The following is a 15209-nucleotide window of genomic DNA, read 5'->3' as shown; positions in this document are numbered from 1 at the left end:
CCGCGTGGGGAGGCCGGTGTCGATTACGGCTATGTTACTCGCGGGTAACTTAGGGCGCAAGGCGATCTGTATCCGGTGCTCGCTCATATATGACGCCTCCCCACCGGATCCTCGCTCACATCACCCTCCGAATGCACTCGGCGAGAGCGCATACGTGAGCGAGCGTCATGCCAGAGGCCCTGATATGTGAGCGAGCGTCACAAGGGGACGGAAAAGGCCCGCCGCCGGACCATTCGGTCCGGCAGCAGGCCTTCTGTGCCCTCGGCGGGCAAGTTGATCAGGAACCTGCACTGTCCTGCTGGTCTCGGTTGTTGTCTTCGCTTTGGTGCTGGGACTTCGGGGCCGGGATCCGCGGCTCTTTCGTTTCCTTGGGTGGGAGCGGTTGCGGATTCAATGACGCCTCGGTGATGATCGGTGCCGTGATGGCGATTTGCCATTCCCGGGCGCCGAGGGTGCGCAGCTCTTCCACTATGGACTCGACTGTGATGTCCGACGGCGGCCGCCACAGCACGCGCCGCATGTAATCCGGAGTGAGCAGGTTCTCCACGGGAAGTTTGAGCTCGTCGGCGGCTGCCTGAAGTCGTGGCCGGGCAGTCCCGAGGCGTGCTGCGGCTTCGGGATCACGGTCCGTCCAGACGCGCGGTGGCGGGGGAGCATTGGTTGGAAGATGCAGCGGGGGAAGATCTTCGGTATTCCTTACAGCGGCAATGCAGCGCAGCCAGCGCGGTGCTTCCCGCTGTGCGGCCCGTCCGTGGAAGCCCTTGGTGGCCAGGAGTTGCGGCACGGTGGTTGGCATGGCTTTTGCGGCGGCGACCAAGGCTGAATCGGGAATCAGGCGGCTCGGAGCAACATCCCGCTTGCGTGCCAGCTGGTCCCGCTCATGCCACAGCTCGCGCACGGCTGCCAGTTGGCGGCGATCACGGATCTGGTGAAGGCCGGAGGTCTTGCGCCACGGATCGACCCGAGGGGCCGGAAGCCCTGCCGCGAGGATGCCGGCGAATTCCTGTTCGGCGAATTCGAGCTTGCCATCCGCTTCCAGGAGTTCGATAAGTTCTTCGCGTAGCTCAGCGAGGACCTCGACGTCGAGGGCCGCGTATCGCAGCCACGGTTCGGGAAGGGGGCGGGTGGACCAGTCAGCCGCTGAATGTTCCTTGGCGAGGCCAAAGCCCAGGAGCTGCTCGATGACGGCTGCGAGACCGACTCGGGGCAGTCCGGCAAGCCGTGCGGCGAGTTCGGTATCGAAAAGCTTGTCCGGCCACATGCCGAGTTCGGCGAGGCACGGAAGATCCTGTGTCGCGGCATGCAGGATCCACTCGACGCCGCTGAGTGCTTCGTTGATGATCTTCAGGTCATCGAAGGGCTCGGGGTCGATCAGCCAGGTACCTGCGCCGTCACGCCGGATCTGTACCAGGAAGGCGCGTTGTCCGTAGCGGAAGCCGGAGGCACGCTCTGCGTCGACCCCGGCGGGGCCGGTTCCTGCGGCGATGGCGGCGGCGCACCGCTCCAGGCCGGAGATGGTGTCGATGACAAGGGGTACGCCCTCGCGTGGGGCATCAAGATCGATGATTTCGGGTATCCGGCCCTCAAAGCCGTCCACCGTGATGTGTGGGGTGGGATCAGCAGCCGGGGCGCCGGCTGTGGTGGGTTCCAGATTTTCAGGGGTCATGGTGCCTTCAGTTTACCGACTCTGTTCGGGCCGGTCCGGCCGGGGTTCCAACGGTCTTCATGTGAGTCGCCTATTTGGCAACGGTGTGACGCCGGGAGGCAGGGGAGGGAGTCCCGCGAATGTGCACACCATGTCGCACCACGCCTCTAAGTGTGCCTGGGCATCGGAAGACGCCGGTGTCCACGAGGCGCGGAGTTCGATGTCGATGGTTTCCGGTCTCTCGGCCAAGGTGCCGAAGCTCTCGGACAGGATGCGTGTGGCTGTTCCGCCCGCCGCCCGGTACTGGGCCGAATGGCTCTCGAGGGCGTCCACGAGCCACGTCCAGGCCACCGAACCGAGCATCGCATCGTTGCCCATGTCGGCTTCCAGCTGGGCCCTGATGTAGGTAACGATCCGGAATTCCCCGTCCCACACTGCCGAGCCGTCCGGATCATGGAGGAGGATGAACCGGCCTGTCGCGAGTTCATCGTCCTCGTCATCGGCAGCACCGGGAGAACCGAAGGTGCCGGGAGTGTTTTCTTTGGTGAATGCCATGGCCGCGGGGCCATGCACAGGGGTTCGGCCAGGACGCATCGAGCGGCTGAAGACTTCTGCCCCCAAGGCCACGGCATAGGGGGCCAAGCGGGAGGGCGCCGGAATCTCCGCGAGCCGCAGCTCACTCCGGCACTGTGCTTTTCGTAGCGTTCCCAACGCGTGCAAGAAATCCGCGGGAACCTGTGCGAGTGCGTTCACCTTCGCAGATTATGCGTCCGGGGCGGCGAAAGCTTGAAGCCACGCCGCCCCGTCCAATGGCCTACGCCGGGGCCAGCTCGCGCTTGATTGCGGCAACGAAGGAATCGATGTCCTCTTCCGTGGTGTCAAAAGAACACATCCAACGCACTTCGCGGTTCGCTTCGTTCCAGTCGTAGAACTTGAAGGACGAACGGAGGCGGTCGGCGACGCCGGCAGGAAGCACTGCGAAGACACCGTTGGACTCGGTGGCCTGCGTGGGCTCCACACCGTCGATGGAATCTACCGCGGCACGCAGCCGGGCGGCCATGGCGTTAGCGTGCTCCGCCGAGCGAAGCCACAGCCCGGACTCCAGAAGCGCGACGAACTGGACCGAAATGAAGCGCATCTTTGAGGCCAGCTGCATATTCATCTTGCGGAGGAACTTCAGCCCGTGAGCGACCTCCGGGTTCAGTGCAACCACCACCTCGCCGAACAGCAGCCCATTCTTGGTCCCTCCGAAGGACAAAATGTCCACGCCGGCGTCGCGGGTAAAGGTCCGTAGCGGCACGCCTAGGTGGGCGGCGGCATTGGCGAGACGGGCACCATCCATGTGCAGCTTCATGCCCTTGGAGTGGATGTGGTCGGCGATCGCCCGAATTTCTTCGGGCGTGTAGCAGGTGCCGAGTTCCGTGGTCTGAGTGATGGAAACCGCAAGCGGCTGCGCACGGTGCTCGTCGCCCCAGCCCCAGGCCTCGCGGTCGATCAGCTCGGGAGTCAGCTTGCCGTCCGGGGTGGGGACCTGGAGGAGCTTGATGCCGCCGATACGCTCGGGGGCGCCGTTTTCGTCCATGTTGATGTGGGCGGTCGAGGCGCAGATGACGGCACCCCAGCGCGGCAGCAGCGACTGCAGGGACAGGACATTGGCCCCGGTGCCGTTGAACACGGGGAAACACTCGATCCCTGAGCCGAAGTGCTGCTCCATGACTTCCTGGAGGCGTTCCGTGTACTGGTCCTCACCGTAGGAGACCTGGTGGCCGCCGTTGGCTGCTGCCAGGGCCGCCAGGATTTCAGGATGGACTCCGGAGTAGTTGTCCGAGGCGAAACCGCGGACGGAGGGATCGTGGAGGCGCCCTGCGGCTTCTGTGTCCAGTGCAGCCGGGAATTCTTCAGTAGTACTCGTCACTTGTTGATTCACGCTTTCAGTCTATTTGGCCAGGAGGAGGCGCTGTCCGTTCAGTTCAGCTGCCGGCTTGTCGAAGAGCCCGACGGCGGCCGCCGCCAGTTCTTCTACGTGCGTGTATCCGGGGAATTTCCGCTCTGGATTTTCCCTCCGCGTCGCCGCGTCCAGCAGTGCCTTGACCACAAAGACGACGGCCGCGCTGTGCTGATCCGTCGGTTCGTCCCGGTTGCCCGCCTGGGCGCGGTGGAATCCGTCGGCCACGGCCAGGGTCCACGTCTCTGCAGCAGCCTTGGCCGCCGCGTAGCTCGCGGCTCCGGCAGTAGGTGCGGCGACCGCCGTCGAACTCACCATGGCGAAGCGACCCCGGGGGGACGCCTCAAGATCCTTGTAGAAGATCCGCGAAACGTTCCTCAGTGTGGTGATGGCACTCTGTTCAAGGGCATCCCAGTCCTCGTCGGGCTGGTCTTCGATACCCTTGGCACCCCGCCACCCGCCTACAAGGTGGACGATGCCGTCGATCCGTTCCGTGCTCCCGTGGATTGTCGAGGCGAGCTCCCGCACGGACTCCAGCTTGGAAAGATCGCAGACGAGGGGGACGACGCCGTCGCCCGCTTCAGCCGCCGCAGCCTTGATACGCGTTTCATCTGAACCGACGGTGAAGACCTGGTGCCCGGCGACCGCGAAGGCGCGGGCCACTGCAATGCCGGAAGAGTTGCTGCCACCTGTGACGACGACGGTCAGCGGTTCCTCGGCCATCAGGCTGCGGTCATTCCGGTGATGCCGCTGGTTGACTCGATGATTGGACGCATTTTCTTCTCCAGCGCTTCGTAGAACATGGACAGCGGGAATTCGTCGTCGAGGACCTGGTCGGTAAGGCCGCGCGGCGGCCCGTCGAGTGGCAGTGCCTCAGGGCCCTTCGCCCAGACCGAAGCCGGGTGGGGAGTGACCGTACCGGAAATGAGCCTATACGCCGCGAGCCAGTGGGCAGCCTTGGGACGATCGATGGAGCGCCAGTACAGTTCCTCGATCCGGGCGCCGAGCTCGACCACGACGGCGGCGGCCTCGTCCCAGTCGATGCTGAGCTTGCTGTCGGTCCAGTGCAGGACGTGGTGCTGGTGCATCCAGGCGAAGAGGAGCTGGCCACCCAGCCCGTCGTAGTTGCGGACCCGGTTGCCCGTGATGGCGAAGCGGAAAATACGGTCGAAGATCACGGCGTACTGGACGAGTTTCGCGTGGTGTCGGGCGTCAGGGGAAGCTTCCTCATCCTTCTCGATCCGGACGGATTCACGGAAGGCTGTCAGGTCGCAGCGGAGCTCTTCGAGCGAATAGAGGAAGAACGGCATCCGCTGCTTGATCATGAACGGGTCGAACGGGAGGTCGCCGCGCATGTGGGTACGGTCATGGATCAGGTCCCACATGACGAACGTCCGCTGCGTGAGTTCCTGGTCATCCACGAGCTCGGCAGCATCTGCTGGCAGCTCAAGGGATGTTGTTGCCGCGGCTGCCTTGAGGACGCGGCGGAACCGCGCGGCCTCGCGGTCGGCGAAGATGGCGCCCCACGTGAAGGCAGGCGTCTGCCTCACGGCGACGGTCTCGGGAAACAGCACGGCCGAATTGGTGTCGTAGCCGGGGGTGAAGTCCAGGAACCGGATGGGCACGAACAGCTTGTTGGAGTAGTCGCCGGCTTCCAACGCGCCGATGAACTCAGGCCAGATCACCTCGATAAGGACAGCTTCCACGAGACGGCTCGTGCTGCCGTTCTGCGTGTACATGGGGAACACGACCAGGTGCTGGAGCCCGTCTTCGCGGTGCTCCTGGGGCTGGAAGGCCAGGAGGGAGTCGAGGAAGTCCGGGACTCCGAAGCCGGCGTCGGCCCAGCGGCCGAAATCCGTGACCAAGAGTTCAAGGTAGGCAGAGTCGTGGGGGAATCCGGGAGCCATGCTCTTGATGGCCTCCGTGATGGTGGCTGTGTACTCCCGGGCAGCCTGGTGGTGCGCGGAATCCTGGATGGACCCGTCTTGGCTCTGGAACGCCTGGAGGGCAGTCGCTGCGGTCTTCAGGGAGATCCAGTCCCGGTTATCAGACGTGATGCGCGGACGGGCGGTGGTAGCGGTGGTGGTCATCGTCGACGGTGCCTTCCTCAAGAAAATGTTGTTCTGAGGTGAGCGTAGCAAGCGGTCAGAGTCACTAATTCAAAAGTCGCCCGAGCATAAGAAACTCTTGTGCAAGTGGTTCCGACGGCCCCCGGAAGATCCAGCCCGGGGAGGGCTGGCCGTGGGGACCGCCGGTGCCTTACTGCACTGTGCCCTTTCGTTACTGCGGTGTGGGGGCCTCGACGAGCTTGAGCGAAACGGAATTAATGCAGTACCGCTGGTCTGTCGGCGTACCGTAGCCTTCGCCCTCGAAAACGTGGCCCAAATGAGAATCGCAATTGGCGCAACGGACCTCCACGCGTTCCATGCCCAAAGTACGGTCATGGATGTACCGGACGGTGCCTTCGGCGAGAGGTGCCCAGAACGACGGCCAACCGCAATGCGAATCGAATTTCTCGTTGCTGGTGAAAAGCTCCGCGCCGCAGGCCCGGCATTGGTACACGCCGGCGGTATGTGTGTCCCAATACTCACCGGTATACGGGCGTTCCGTACCGGCCTGGCGCAGGACCCTGAACTCTTCGGGGGTCAGCTCGTCGCGCCACTCCGCCTCGGTTCGCTCCACGCATTGCTCGTTCTTCGGGACTTCCTGGAGAGGAACCCCGGCCAGGGGGTCCACGGCTTGGAAGTACTTCCTGTTATCTGCAGTGCTCATGTTCTCTCAACGTTCACGAGTCACCGATAAATCCCGAGCCCGCGTAAAGATGCAGCACGGGCAGGCCCAACTGATCCTGGGCCTTGTTCGCCCAATCTGTGTGGAAAGTATCGGCAACAGCGTGTGGACGCGTGACCACGACTGCCTGTGCCGCATTCAGCGCCTTGACCTTGGACACCAGGCCGGCAACCGCACCGCCGTCGACGATTTCACCTGTTACCCCGCCACCTAGCCCCTCCAAGGTAGCGAGCGACGCCGACAAGGCCTCCGCGGCTTGCGCCCGCTCCGACTGGGGATCCGGTGCTTCCGCGACAAGGTCCCGGAAGGCTTTGGCTAATTCGAGCATTGAAAGGTTTTCGAGGAAGTCGACCAGCAAATGCCTTTCGGTGTTCGCCGGTACCAGCACCACCAGGGGCGAGTCGCCGCCATTGAGCAGTTTGGCAATATTGACGCGGTCGTCCGGGCCGAGCGGCTCTTCGGTAAGGATGATGATTGGATCACTCATGGCTACAGCGTAGACCTGAGGCGCGCAGGGTGGCACGGATTCGCACCGGCAATTCTGTTCTGGCCGTGGCGTCGCGGCGGCTGGGCCAGCCGGGACGCAACGCGGACAGTTGGTGCTGTTCAAGTGACAGCCCCGCAACGGGGACAATGGTCACATGGCATCCAAGACCCCACCTGCCCCTGCCGTAGTGAACGGTGCGAAAATGTCTGTCCCTGCCAAATGGGCTGTGGGGGGGATCATTGCTGGAAGCGGTATTGCGGGCCTGCTGGGCGCGGGATCTTCGGCGCTCGCAGCCTATTTCGCCCGGCGCGTCATCACCCCTTCGGTACGCGAGGCGGATCAGGAAGTGCTGGCGGTGGTGCGCGGTGACAACGGACTTCAGATCATCCTCGCAGCAACCCCGGACACCACTATCGACGGAGTGTTCAGCCTCTTTTTTGCCGGGGGGACAGGGTTCGCGCGGATCGGCCGGATCGTGTCATATTCGCCCGCAGAGCGCACAGTGCAGCGCGAAGTCGAGGAAGTCTACAGCGGGGATCTCGCTACGGCCCGTCGTGGATGGTGGAGCGGTGCTGTCTACAACTCCCCGGCGGCACTTGGCTTGGACTTCGAAGATGTACAGATTGACGTCGACGGCGGCCAAGCCCCGGCATGGTTGATCCCTTCCGGCGCGGGGAAGCCCGCGAAGTTGTGGGCCATCATGGTCCATGGCCGTGGTGCTACGCGCCTCGAAGGCCTGCGTGCAGTGCGCAGCGCGCGCGAGCTCGGACTCGACAGCCTGCTGGTTTCCTACCGGAACGACGGCTTGGCACCGTCTGCCCCGGACGGGCGTTACGGCTTGGGGTCTACGGAATGGCGCGACGTCGATGCCGCCATTGAGTACGCACTCGCCCGTGGAGCGGACGAGGTGGTCCTGTTCGGGTGGTCGATGGGCGGTGCAATCTGCCTGCAGACGGCCGACCTTTCCCACCATCGCCATGTCATCAGGGCCATGGTTTTGGACGCGCCGGTGATCAATTGGGTCAACGTCCTTGCGCACCACGCACAAATCAACAGGATTCCCTACGCGGTGGGTCGCTATGGGCAGCTGATGTTGGCGCACCCCCTTGGCCGACGTATCACCGGTCTGGCGGCCCCTGTTGACTTGAAGGCAATGGACTGGGATTCGCGCGCCGTCGAACTTCGGACGCCGACGCTGGTGATCCACAGTGTGGACGATGAGTACGTTCCGTACGGACCTTCGGCCAGTCTCGCCGAAAAGAATCCGGAGATGGTCACTTTTGAAGCCTTTGAAGGAGCCCGACACACCAAAGAGTGGAATGTGGATCCGCAGAAGTGGGAGCGGCTGGTGCGCTCGTGGTTGGCGCCGAGGCTCGCGCCACGGGGCGGGCCGGCGTCCGGTTGACCTGCAGCCGGGAGCTCAGGCGCCCGTGGGTGCCCGAGCGTTTGCTAGTGGCTCCCGATCGGGGCAGTCCGGGCGTTCGTGAGCCGGATCAGGTCCGCAGGGTCCAGTTCGATGTCCAGGCCGCGCCGTCCACCGGAAACAAGGACTGTCCCGAAGGCTAAGGCGGATTCGTCGACCACCGTGGGTGAAGACTGGCGTTGGCCAAGGGGCGAAATCCCGCCGAGTACGTAGCCGGTGCGTCGCTCGGCCGCTTTGGGATCGGCCATCGTGGCCTTCTTCGATCCCAATGCGGCGGCGATCGCCTTGAGATCAAGGCTTCCACTGACCGGAACAATGCCCACTGCAAGCTTGCCTTCGACGTCCACCATCAAGGTCTTGAACACCCGGTCGGGATCGATTCCCAGGACCTCGGCCGCTTCAAGTCCGTAGCTGGCCGCCGACGGATCGTGCGCGTACGGGTGCAGGGTGAAAGGAACGCCGGCCGCAGCCAGTACGGCTGTGGCCGGCGTTCCCTGTGAAGCCTGTTTCTTGGCCATTCTCGGTGGTATCCCGGATCAGGACAGCAAGCGGTCCGCCGCGGCGACCTTGCGCTTGATGCGCCCCAACATGGCGGTCATGCCGCGCATCCGCAATGGTGTGATGGCCCGGGTGAGGCCCAGCAGTTCGGGCATGTCATCCGGGACGGCCAGGATCTCCGCGGCCGTCAATCCGTCCAGGCCTTCGTGCAGGACACCAGCAAAACCACGCGTGGTTGGCGCTTCCGGCGGTGCCTTGAAGAACAAACGGTAAGCGACGCCGTCGGGGTTCTTTTCCTGTTCAATGGTCAGGAAAAGTGGCGACTGGCACTCCACCACTTGCTCCAGGAGCTCAGGGTGGTCCAGCAGCCGTTCCGGCAGGGCCGGGAGTCCACGGGAGAAGTCAAGCAACAACTGCAGGCGGTCCGGCTCGGTCAGCGCCTGGAAGTCATCGACAATTTCCGCCAATGCGGCGGGCAAGGTATTGGTACTCATCACTTCCAGCTTACGCAAGTCAAGGCCGGTCCGGCGCCCGTTTCTTCAATATGGCGCCGAACCGGAGACGTCGGACTACTTTCCGGCAAGTACGGGGACGGTGCCCCGTTCGGCGCCCTTGACGATCGGGACGCGGACGGCATTGCCCCATTCGGTCCAGGAACCGTCGTAGTTGCGGACCGTTTCGAAGCCCAGCAGGTACTTCAAGGCGAACCAAGTGTGGCTGGAACGCTCGCCGATGCGGCAGTACGCCACGACGTCGTCGCCCTCGGTGAGGCCTGCTTCGCCGAGGTAGAGGGCCTCAAGTTCCGTGCGTTTGCGGTACGTCCCGTCCTCGGCGGCAGCGCGTGCCCACGGGATGGAGGCCGCGGTGGGAATGTGGCCGCCGCGCAGGGCGCCTTCTTCGGGGTACGCCGGCATGTGCGTGCGCTGGCCCGTGTATTCCTCGGGGGAGCGGACGTCGATCAGCGGCTTTCCAAAGTGAGCCAGTACGTCATCCTTGAACGCGCGGATCGGGGCGTCGTTCCGTTCGATGGTGGGGTACTCGCTTGGTGTGGGCTGTGGGACGTCGGTGGTGATTTCGCGGCCTTCCGCGATCCACTTGTCCCGGCCACCGTCGAGGAGCCGGACGTCTTCGTGGCCGAAGAGCGTGAAAACCCAGAGGGCATAGGCGGCCCACCAGTTGGATTTGTCGCCGTAGATCACCACGGTGGTGTCGCGTGAGATTCCCTTGGCGGCTGCGAGCACTGCGAATGCTTTACCGTCAACGTAGTCGCGGGTGACTTCATCGTTCAGGTCCGTGTGCCAATCAATCTTGACTGCGCCCGGGATGTGGCCGGTTTCGTACAGAAGGACGTCTTCGTCGGATTCGACAACCACCAGTTTGTCGTCGCCGAGGGCGCCGCCCTCAAGAGCTGCGGCAAGCCATTCGGTGGACACCAGCCGCTCGGGGTGGGCGTATGCGGCGAACTTCTCGTTCTGTTCAACGGGGTAGGACATTGGTATGGCCTTTCACTGACACTTTCACTGACACCGGGCGGCGCCGGGCGATAGGACGTGCCCGGCATTAATCCCACATTATCGAGGGCGGGGGACTAAAGCTCCTCCCCCGTTCACATGGTGAAATATGGCCTTCATCACGTGTCCGCCCGGGCCATGGCATTGCCGGTATTCTTGCTGGGGACTTACGACACGAAGAACGGACCGCCTTGGTACAGATCGAACAGCTCGCCGCGCGCACCCCGGCGGTCTCGGTGGATGAGATTCTCAAGGGCTTCTACCCTTCGCCACGGTTCGGAGAGGTGTCCTTCAACAGCTACCGGCCGGATCCCAACCAGCCGAGCCAGGCGGCGGCAGTAAAGGCCCTGGAGGCGTTTGGGGCGACGGTAGGAGCCGGGGATGGCGACGGGCTGTTCAAGCGGCTTTTCGGCAAGAAGGTCAACGGCCGGGCGGGCATCTACCTTGACGGCGGATTCGGCGTCGGAAAGACCCACCTCCTGGCTTCCCTGTGGCACTCGGCTCCGGGGCCGAAGGCCTTCGGAACGTTCGTGGAGTACACCAACCTGGTGGGTGCCCTGTCCTTCCGTAAGACCGTGGAGGCTTTGAGCAGCTACAAACTGGTCTGCATTGACGAGTTCGAGCTCGACGATCCAGGCGACACGGTACTGATGTCCCGCCTCATGCGTGAACTCGCCGACGCCGGTGTCAAGCTCGCGGCCACGTCCAACACTTTGCCGGGTTCACTGGGCGACGGACGATTTGCCGCCGTCGACTTCCAGCGGGAGATTCAGGTCCTCGCCGACCAGTTCGATGTTGTGAGGATCGACGGCGAAGACTTCCGGCACCGCGGATTGCCCGCTGCCCCGGCACCGCTGAAGACCGAGGACCTCAAGCGTCAGATGCACGCCGAATTCGATGGCCAGACCGTGGCCGTAGACGACTTCCGGGGCTTGATCGACCATCTTGCCGGTGTCCACCCCAGCCGCTATCGCAAACTGATCGCAGGAATTGATGCCGTCGTCTGGCGGGATGTTGAAACCATCACCGAGCAGGCCGTTGCCCTGCGCTTCGTGGTGCTGGCCGACCGCCTGTACGACAAGGACGTCCCGATCCTTGCCAGCGGCGTGCCCTTCGACAAGCTGTTCACCGAGGACATGATGGCCGGCGGGTACATGAAGAAGTATTTCCGCGCCGTGTCCCGTCTGACCGCCCTGGCGCGTGAGGGCCAAAACCACGAACCCTCCTAGGGAGCGGGCTCCCGCACTTTGAGTGCCCAACGCACCAGGATTCCGGCGGCCAGTGCCCAGAACGCAGCGCCGATCCCCGCGAAATTGAGGCCCGACGCAGCGATCAGGAACGTCACCGACGCTCCGATGCGCTCCTCGGCGACGGCCAGCGCCGAAGCGATGGCGGAGGCCATCGTGCCCAGGAGGGCCAAGCCCGCAACAGCTTCCAAGAGCCCCGGCGGTGCCGCCGCCACGACGGTCACGAGGGCAGCGGAAAAAGCTGCAAGGACGAGGTAGGCGAGGCCTGACGTGAAGGCCGCGATCCACCGCCGGCCCCGGTCCTCGCCGGCCTCTTCTCCAGCCGCCAGGGCAGCGCTCAGCGCGGCCAGGTTGATCGCATGCCCGCCAAAGGGTGCCCCCAGCGCTGTTCCTGCCCCGGTCACCAGCATCGACTGGCGCCAGGGGACCGTGTAGCCGAAGGACTTCAGTACGGCCACCCCCGGAATGTTCTGGGATGCCATGGTGACAATGAACAATGGCAGCGCAATGCCAGCTGCGGTGCTGAGCGTGAATGTGGGGGTCGTCCAGTGCAACTCGGGCAAGAGGCGGTTCGCAGGAATACTCACGCCGTTGGCCACGATGTAGATTCCAATCACGGCGAGGGCCGCCAGGAGCGCCACTGGGACAGACCAGCGCGGTGCCAGCTTCATCATGATCAGCCAACAAAGGATCACAGGAGCCACCAACAGGGGAGCGGTGCCCAAGGCTTTGAACGGGGCAAGGCAGAGGGACAGGAGAACCCCGGCGAGCATTGCTTGGGCGAGGGCAGTGGGAATCTTCGCGATCAGCCTGCTGAGGGGCGGAATCAGCCCGGTGAGGGCGATCAGAACACCGGCGATAAGGAAGGCGCCGACGGCGGCAGGCCACCCGCCGTCGGGCGTTCCGGCTCCCGCGAGCAAGGCGGCGCCCGGCGTCGACCACGCGAGCGTGACAGGCAAACGCGACCGCCAGGACAGCCAGAGCACGCCGATGCCGAAGGTCAGGGTGAGGGCAAGGAGTCCGCTTGCGGCTTGCTCCTGGGTGGCACCAACGGCCCTCAGGCCTGCGAGCACCACGGCGAAGGAGGAAGTGAAGCCGACCAGCGCGGTGACGATTCCGGCCACAAGAGGGCGGGAGAGCTGCCGTGAAGCGGAAACTGGACGCGATTGCCCGGTGCGGAGAGGCGAAGCTGGCATAGTCCCTCACGTTACCGGAGCCGAGCCTCCCCGGACGAGACAGCAGCGGTTAAACGCCAAGGGCACCGGCGGCGCCTCGCGGCGGGACCGGTGCCCCGTTGACGTAACTGTATTCGGGAGCTCGGGCCGGTCAAACCGGCTACGGAGCCTCATTAGTGGAGGGTGCTGTCTAGGCCGGAGCCTTGTCAGCGTCACCGTCGAGGTTGCCCACGAAATCGGAAGCGGCTCTCTGAACCGCATCTAGTCGGCGATGAAATCGCCGGCCTATTCGATGCCGTCCTTGATGGCTTCTTCTTTGCCACCAATGAGGTCCTGAACCTTGCCCTTCAGATCGTCAAGTAATCCCACGGGCACCTCCCTTCAATCGCGGAGCCAGTTCGCTCCTCCGTTCTCGATCCTAACCCGAGACCTTTGGAGGTGCCAAGGGAAAATTTGACGGCGATAACAAGCGATTCTTCGGAGGGGTCACACCTGCTGATGGCGGGGACTGTCCGGATTCATCAGGGAATGCTTCCGGCCATAGCCGAAGTAAACCACCAAGCCGATGACCAGCCACACCACAAAGCGCAGCCAAGTTTCCCAATGCAGCTGGATCATGAGGAAGGCCGACGCGAGCACGCCGAAGGCCGGAACCAGTGGCATGAGGGGCAACCTGAAGGTGCGGGGAGCGTCGGGCTTCTTGTAGCGGAAGACGATCACGGCCAAGCACACCACCACAAACGCTGCGAGGATGCCGATATTCGTCAGGTCGGCAACAGCCTTGATGGGGAAGACGCCCGCGAGCAAGGCCGAGGCGATGCCTGCGATCCAGGTGACGCGCTGCGGGGTTCCATGCTTGTCTGTTCCGGCAAACCAGCCCGGGAGCAGGCCATCGCGGCTCATCGAGAACCAGACGCGTGTGACGCCCAAGAGGAAGGTCAGCATCACGGTCAGGATGGACAGGACTGCGAAGACCGAGATGATGGTGGCGACGACGGGCAGGCCCACGCCAGTGAAGGCGGAAGCGAAACCTGCGGTGGGGTTGATGTCCTTGTAGTTTTGCATTCCGGTGAGCACCAGGGTCGCCGCAACGTAGAGCAGCATGGCGATGACGAGCGACAGCACAATGGCCTTCGGCATGTGCTTTTTGCCATCCGTGGCTTCTTCCGCCGCGGTACTCATGGCGTCGTACCCGAACACCGCGAAGAACACGGTGGCGGAGCCGGCCAATACCGGACCGAAGCCGCTGGGCATGAACGGGTTGTAGTTGTTGGTGTTGATGTAGAAAATGCCCAGGCCGATGATGAAGAGGATCAGGACGACCTTGATGGCCACGGCCACTAGTTCGAAGCGGCCAAATGCCTTTGTTCCACGGCTCAGGATCCATGTGACCAGCAGGCAGACCAGGATGGCGGGCAGGTTGATGACACCGCCCTTGCCTTCGTCCACTGTTGAGGTCATCCAGGTGGGCATGTGGATGCCTACCCCGGACAGGAAGGCGTCAAAGTAGCCGGAAATTCCGATCGCGACGACGGCGACAATCGCGATGTACTCAAGCAGCAGGTCCCAGCCGATGAACCAGCCGATGACCTCGCCCAGGGCAACGTAGCCGTAGGTATAGGCCGAGCCGGCGCGAGGAATCATGCCGGCGAATTCTGCGTAGGAAAGTGCCGCAGCTGCCGAGGCAAGGCCCGCCACGAGGAACGAGATCAGCACCGCGGGGCCGACGCCTGGTGTGTCCTTGCTTCCGTGGGCCACCAGGCCGGCCAAGGAGAAGATCCCGACGCCGATGATGCCGCCGACGCCGATGGCAGTCAGTTGCCAGAGACCCAGGCTCTTGAAGAGCCCGCTGTGCTTGCTTTCCTCCTCGATGTCGTCAATCGGTTTCTTCCTCATGATCGAACGGACGAGTGTTTGTTGATTCACCGTTTACTCCTGCCTTTTGGCGTGAACGAATTGGGTCTGAAGAAAAGTATGCGACCGGAATCACATTGGATAAAGTGATTTTTGCTGAGTGATATTGATCAGTTTTGCCGATCTTTCCGTTGGGCGGCTGCCGCGGCCTGCGACTTCGGGCACAAAAAAAGCAGCTCCGCGGAGCTGCTTGAATGGTGGTGCGGTTTTGAATGCCGGCGACTGCAGGATATCGAAGGACTGGAGCGGACGACGAGATTCGAACTCGCGACATCCACCTTGGCAAGGTGGTGCTCTACCAGCTGAGCTACGTCCGCACATGATGATCATTCCGGCCTGAGCCGACGTTCATCAACAAGCAAGTTGCCTTGCCTTGGTGGGCGATACTGGGATCGAACCAGTGACCTCTTCCGTGTCAGGGAAGCGCGCTACCGCTGCGCCAATCGCCCGGATCCGGCGTGTGCCGGCCGGCCCGTTGCCGGGACCTTAGAATTCGAGAGCGGACGACGAGATTCGAACTCGCGACATCCACCTTGGCAAGGTGGTGCTCTACCAGCTGAGCTACGTCCGCACA

14 protein-coding genes and 3 tRNA genes are annotated in these 15209 nt (G+C 63.4%); 2 read left to right on the top strand and 15 right to left on the bottom strand.

Features of this window, described 5'->3' with window-relative positions:
• Positions 1 to 277: 277 nt before the first annotated feature.
• From OOZ51_RS08675 to OOZ51_RS08645, 7 genes are all read right to left on the bottom strand, one after another.
• Positions 278 to 1666, bottom strand: coding sequence for an HRDC domain-containing protein (locus OOZ51_RS08675; RefSeq protein WP_265978947.1), 1389 nt, complete (start codon positions 1664 to 1666; stop codon positions 278 to 280).
• Positions 1667 to 1723: 57 nt separating this feature from the next.
• Positions 1724 to 2398 carry a DUF3000 domain-containing protein gene (locus OOZ51_RS08670; RefSeq protein ID WP_265978946.1) on the bottom strand — a complete coding sequence of 225 codons (675 nt, stop codon included), beginning with the start codon at positions 2396 to 2398 and terminating at the stop codon, positions 1724 to 1726.
• Between the two features lie 61 nt (positions 2399 to 2459).
• Positions 2460 to 3560, bottom strand: coding sequence for a threonine aldolase family protein (locus OOZ51_RS08665; protein WP_265978945.1), 1101 nt, complete (start codon positions 3558 to 3560; stop codon positions 2460 to 2462).
• 21 nt (positions 3561 to 3581) lie between these two features.
• Positions 3582 to 4313 carry an SDR family oxidoreductase gene (locus tag OOZ51_RS08660; RefSeq protein ID WP_265978943.1) on the bottom strand — a complete coding sequence of 244 codons (732 nt, stop codon included), beginning with the start codon at positions 4311 to 4313 and terminating at the stop codon, positions 3582 to 3584.
• Positions 4313 to 5680, bottom strand: a complete 1368-nt coding sequence (locus tag OOZ51_RS08655; protein WP_265978942.1) for a DUF6421 family protein — start codon at positions 5678 to 5680, stop codon at positions 4313 to 4315. Before OOZ51_RS08655 ends, OOZ51_RS08660 begins: the two co-directional genes overlap by 1 nt.
• A 190-nt stretch (positions 5681 to 5870) precedes the next feature.
• The gene (msrB, locus tag OOZ51_RS08650) at positions 5871 to 6362 is read right to left on the bottom strand and encodes a peptide-methionine (R)-S-oxide reductase MsrB (protein WP_265978940.1); all 492 of its coding nucleotides are present in this window, start codon (positions 6360 to 6362) and stop codon (positions 5871 to 5873) included.
• Between the two features lie 13 nt (positions 6363 to 6375).
• Positions 6376 to 6867: a hypothetical protein gene (locus OOZ51_RS08645; RefSeq protein ID WP_265978939.1), complete on the bottom strand. Its 492-nt coding sequence runs from the start codon at positions 6865 to 6867 to the stop codon at positions 6376 to 6378.
• Positions 6868 to 7021: 154 nt separating this feature from the next.
• Between OOZ51_RS08645 and OOZ51_RS08640 the strand changes: the two genes are divergently transcribed.
• Positions 7022 to 8272 carry an alpha/beta hydrolase family protein gene (locus OOZ51_RS08640; protein WP_265978938.1) on the top strand — a complete coding sequence of 417 codons (1251 nt, stop codon included), beginning with the start codon at positions 7022 to 7024 and terminating at the stop codon, positions 8270 to 8272.
• Positions 8273 to 8316: 44 nt separating this feature from the next.
• Here OOZ51_RS08640 and ybaK read toward each other — a convergent pair whose 3' ends face one another.
• The 3 genes from ybaK to OOZ51_RS08625 all read right to left on the bottom strand — a co-directional run bounded on the left by ybaK (position 8317) and on the right by OOZ51_RS08625 (position 10281).
• A complete protein-coding gene (ybaK, locus tag OOZ51_RS08635) occupies positions 8317 to 8808 on the bottom strand; it encodes a Cys-tRNA(Pro) deacylase (RefSeq protein ID WP_265978936.1) in 492 nt (163 codons plus the stop codon).
• 18 nt (positions 8809 to 8826) lie between these two features.
• Entirely contained in the window at positions 8827 to 9282 is a 456-nt protein-coding gene (locus OOZ51_RS08630) for a SufE family protein (RefSeq protein WP_265978935.1), read from the bottom strand.
• A gap of 75 nt (positions 9283 to 9357) precedes the next feature.
• Complete coding sequence (locus OOZ51_RS08625) at positions 9358 to 10281, bottom strand: sulfurtransferase (RefSeq protein ID WP_265978934.1); 924 nt, start codon at positions 10279 to 10281, stop codon at positions 9358 to 9360.
• A gap of 209 nt (positions 10282 to 10490) precedes the next feature.
• Here OOZ51_RS08625 and zapE point away from each other — a divergent pair, with 209 nt between their 5' ends.
• The gene (gene zapE, locus OOZ51_RS08620) at positions 10491 to 11528 is read left to right on the top strand and encodes a cell division protein ZapE (RefSeq protein ID WP_265978933.1); all 1038 of its coding nucleotides are present in this window, start codon (positions 10491 to 10493) and stop codon (positions 11526 to 11528) included.
• On the opposite strand, the gene OOZ51_RS08615 is transcribed toward zapE, so the two are convergent.
• From OOZ51_RS08615 to OOZ51_RS08595, 5 genes are all read right to left on the bottom strand, one after another.
• Positions 11525 to 12742: a benzoate/H(+) symporter BenE family transporter gene (locus tag OOZ51_RS08615; RefSeq protein WP_265978932.1), complete on the bottom strand. Its 1218-nt coding sequence runs from the start codon at positions 12740 to 12742 to the stop codon at positions 11525 to 11527. The genes zapE and OOZ51_RS08615 overlap by 4 nt on opposite strands.
• 465 nt (positions 12743 to 13207) lie before the next feature.
• Positions 13208 to 14617 (bottom strand): amino acid permease, encoded by a 1410-nt coding sequence (locus tag OOZ51_RS08610; protein ID WP_416346366.1) that lies wholly within the window; start codon positions 14615 to 14617, stop codon positions 13208 to 13210.
• 259 nt (positions 14618 to 14876) lie between these two features.
• Positions 14877 to 14952, bottom strand: a tRNA-Gly gene (locus OOZ51_RS08605).
• Positions 14953 to 15009: 57 nt separating this feature from the next.
• Positions 15010 to 15084 (bottom strand) — tRNA-Val (locus OOZ51_RS08600).
• Positions 15085 to 15133: 49 nt separating this feature from the next.
• Positions 15134 to 15206 (bottom strand) — tRNA-Gly (locus OOZ51_RS08595).
• Positions 15207 to 15209 lie beyond the last annotated feature (3 nt).

It is taken from the genome of Arthrobacter rhizophilus, from assembly GCF_026241105.1.
Taxonomy (GTDB): domain Bacteria; phylum Actinomycetota; class Actinomycetes; order Actinomycetales; family Micrococcaceae; genus Arthrobacter.
Note: the sequence above shows the minus strand (reverse complement) of the source record. Positions and strands in the feature narration are given on the sequence as shown.

Coding starts and splice junctions, on each gene's coding strand:
- OOZ51_RS08675 (WP_265978947.1), bottom strand. CDS start 1,666: ATGACCCCTGAAAATCTGGAACCCACCACAGCCGGCGCCCCGGCTGCT.
- OOZ51_RS08660 (WP_265978943.1), bottom strand. CDS start 4,313: ATGGCCGAGGAACCGCTGACCGTCGTCGTCACAGGTGGCAGCAACTCT.
- OOZ51_RS08655 (WP_265978942.1), bottom strand. CDS start 5,680: ATGACCACCACCGCTACCACCGCCCGTCCGCGCATCACGTCTGATAAC.
- msrB (WP_265978940.1), bottom strand. CDS start 6,362: ATGAGCACTGCAGATAACAGGAAGTACTTCCAAGCCGTGGACCCCCTG.
- OOZ51_RS08645 (WP_265978939.1), bottom strand. CDS start 6,867: ATGAGTGATCCAATCATCATCCTTACCGAAGAGCCGCTCGGCCCGGAC.
- OOZ51_RS08640 (WP_265978938.1), top strand. CDS start 7,022: ATGGCATCCAAGACCCCACCTGCCCCTGCCGTAGTGAACGGTGCGAAA.
- ybaK (WP_265978936.1), bottom strand. CDS start 8,808: ATGGCCAAGAAACAGGCTTCACAGGGAACGCCGGCCACAGCCGTACTG.
- OOZ51_RS08630 (WP_265978935.1), bottom strand. CDS start 9,282: ATGAGTACCAATACCTTGCCCGCCGCATTGGCGGAAATTGTCGATGAC.
- OOZ51_RS08625 (WP_265978934.1), bottom strand. CDS start 10,281: ATGTCCTACCCCGTTGAACAGAACGAGAAGTTCGCCGCATACGCCCAC.
- OOZ51_RS08615 (WP_265978932.1), bottom strand. CDS start 12,742: ATGCCAGCTTCGCCTCTCCGCACCGGGCAATCGCGTCCAGTTTCCGCT.
- OOZ51_RS08610 (WP_416346366.1), bottom strand. CDS start 14,617: ATGAGGAAGAAACCGATTGACGACATCGAGGAGGAAAGCAAGCACAGC.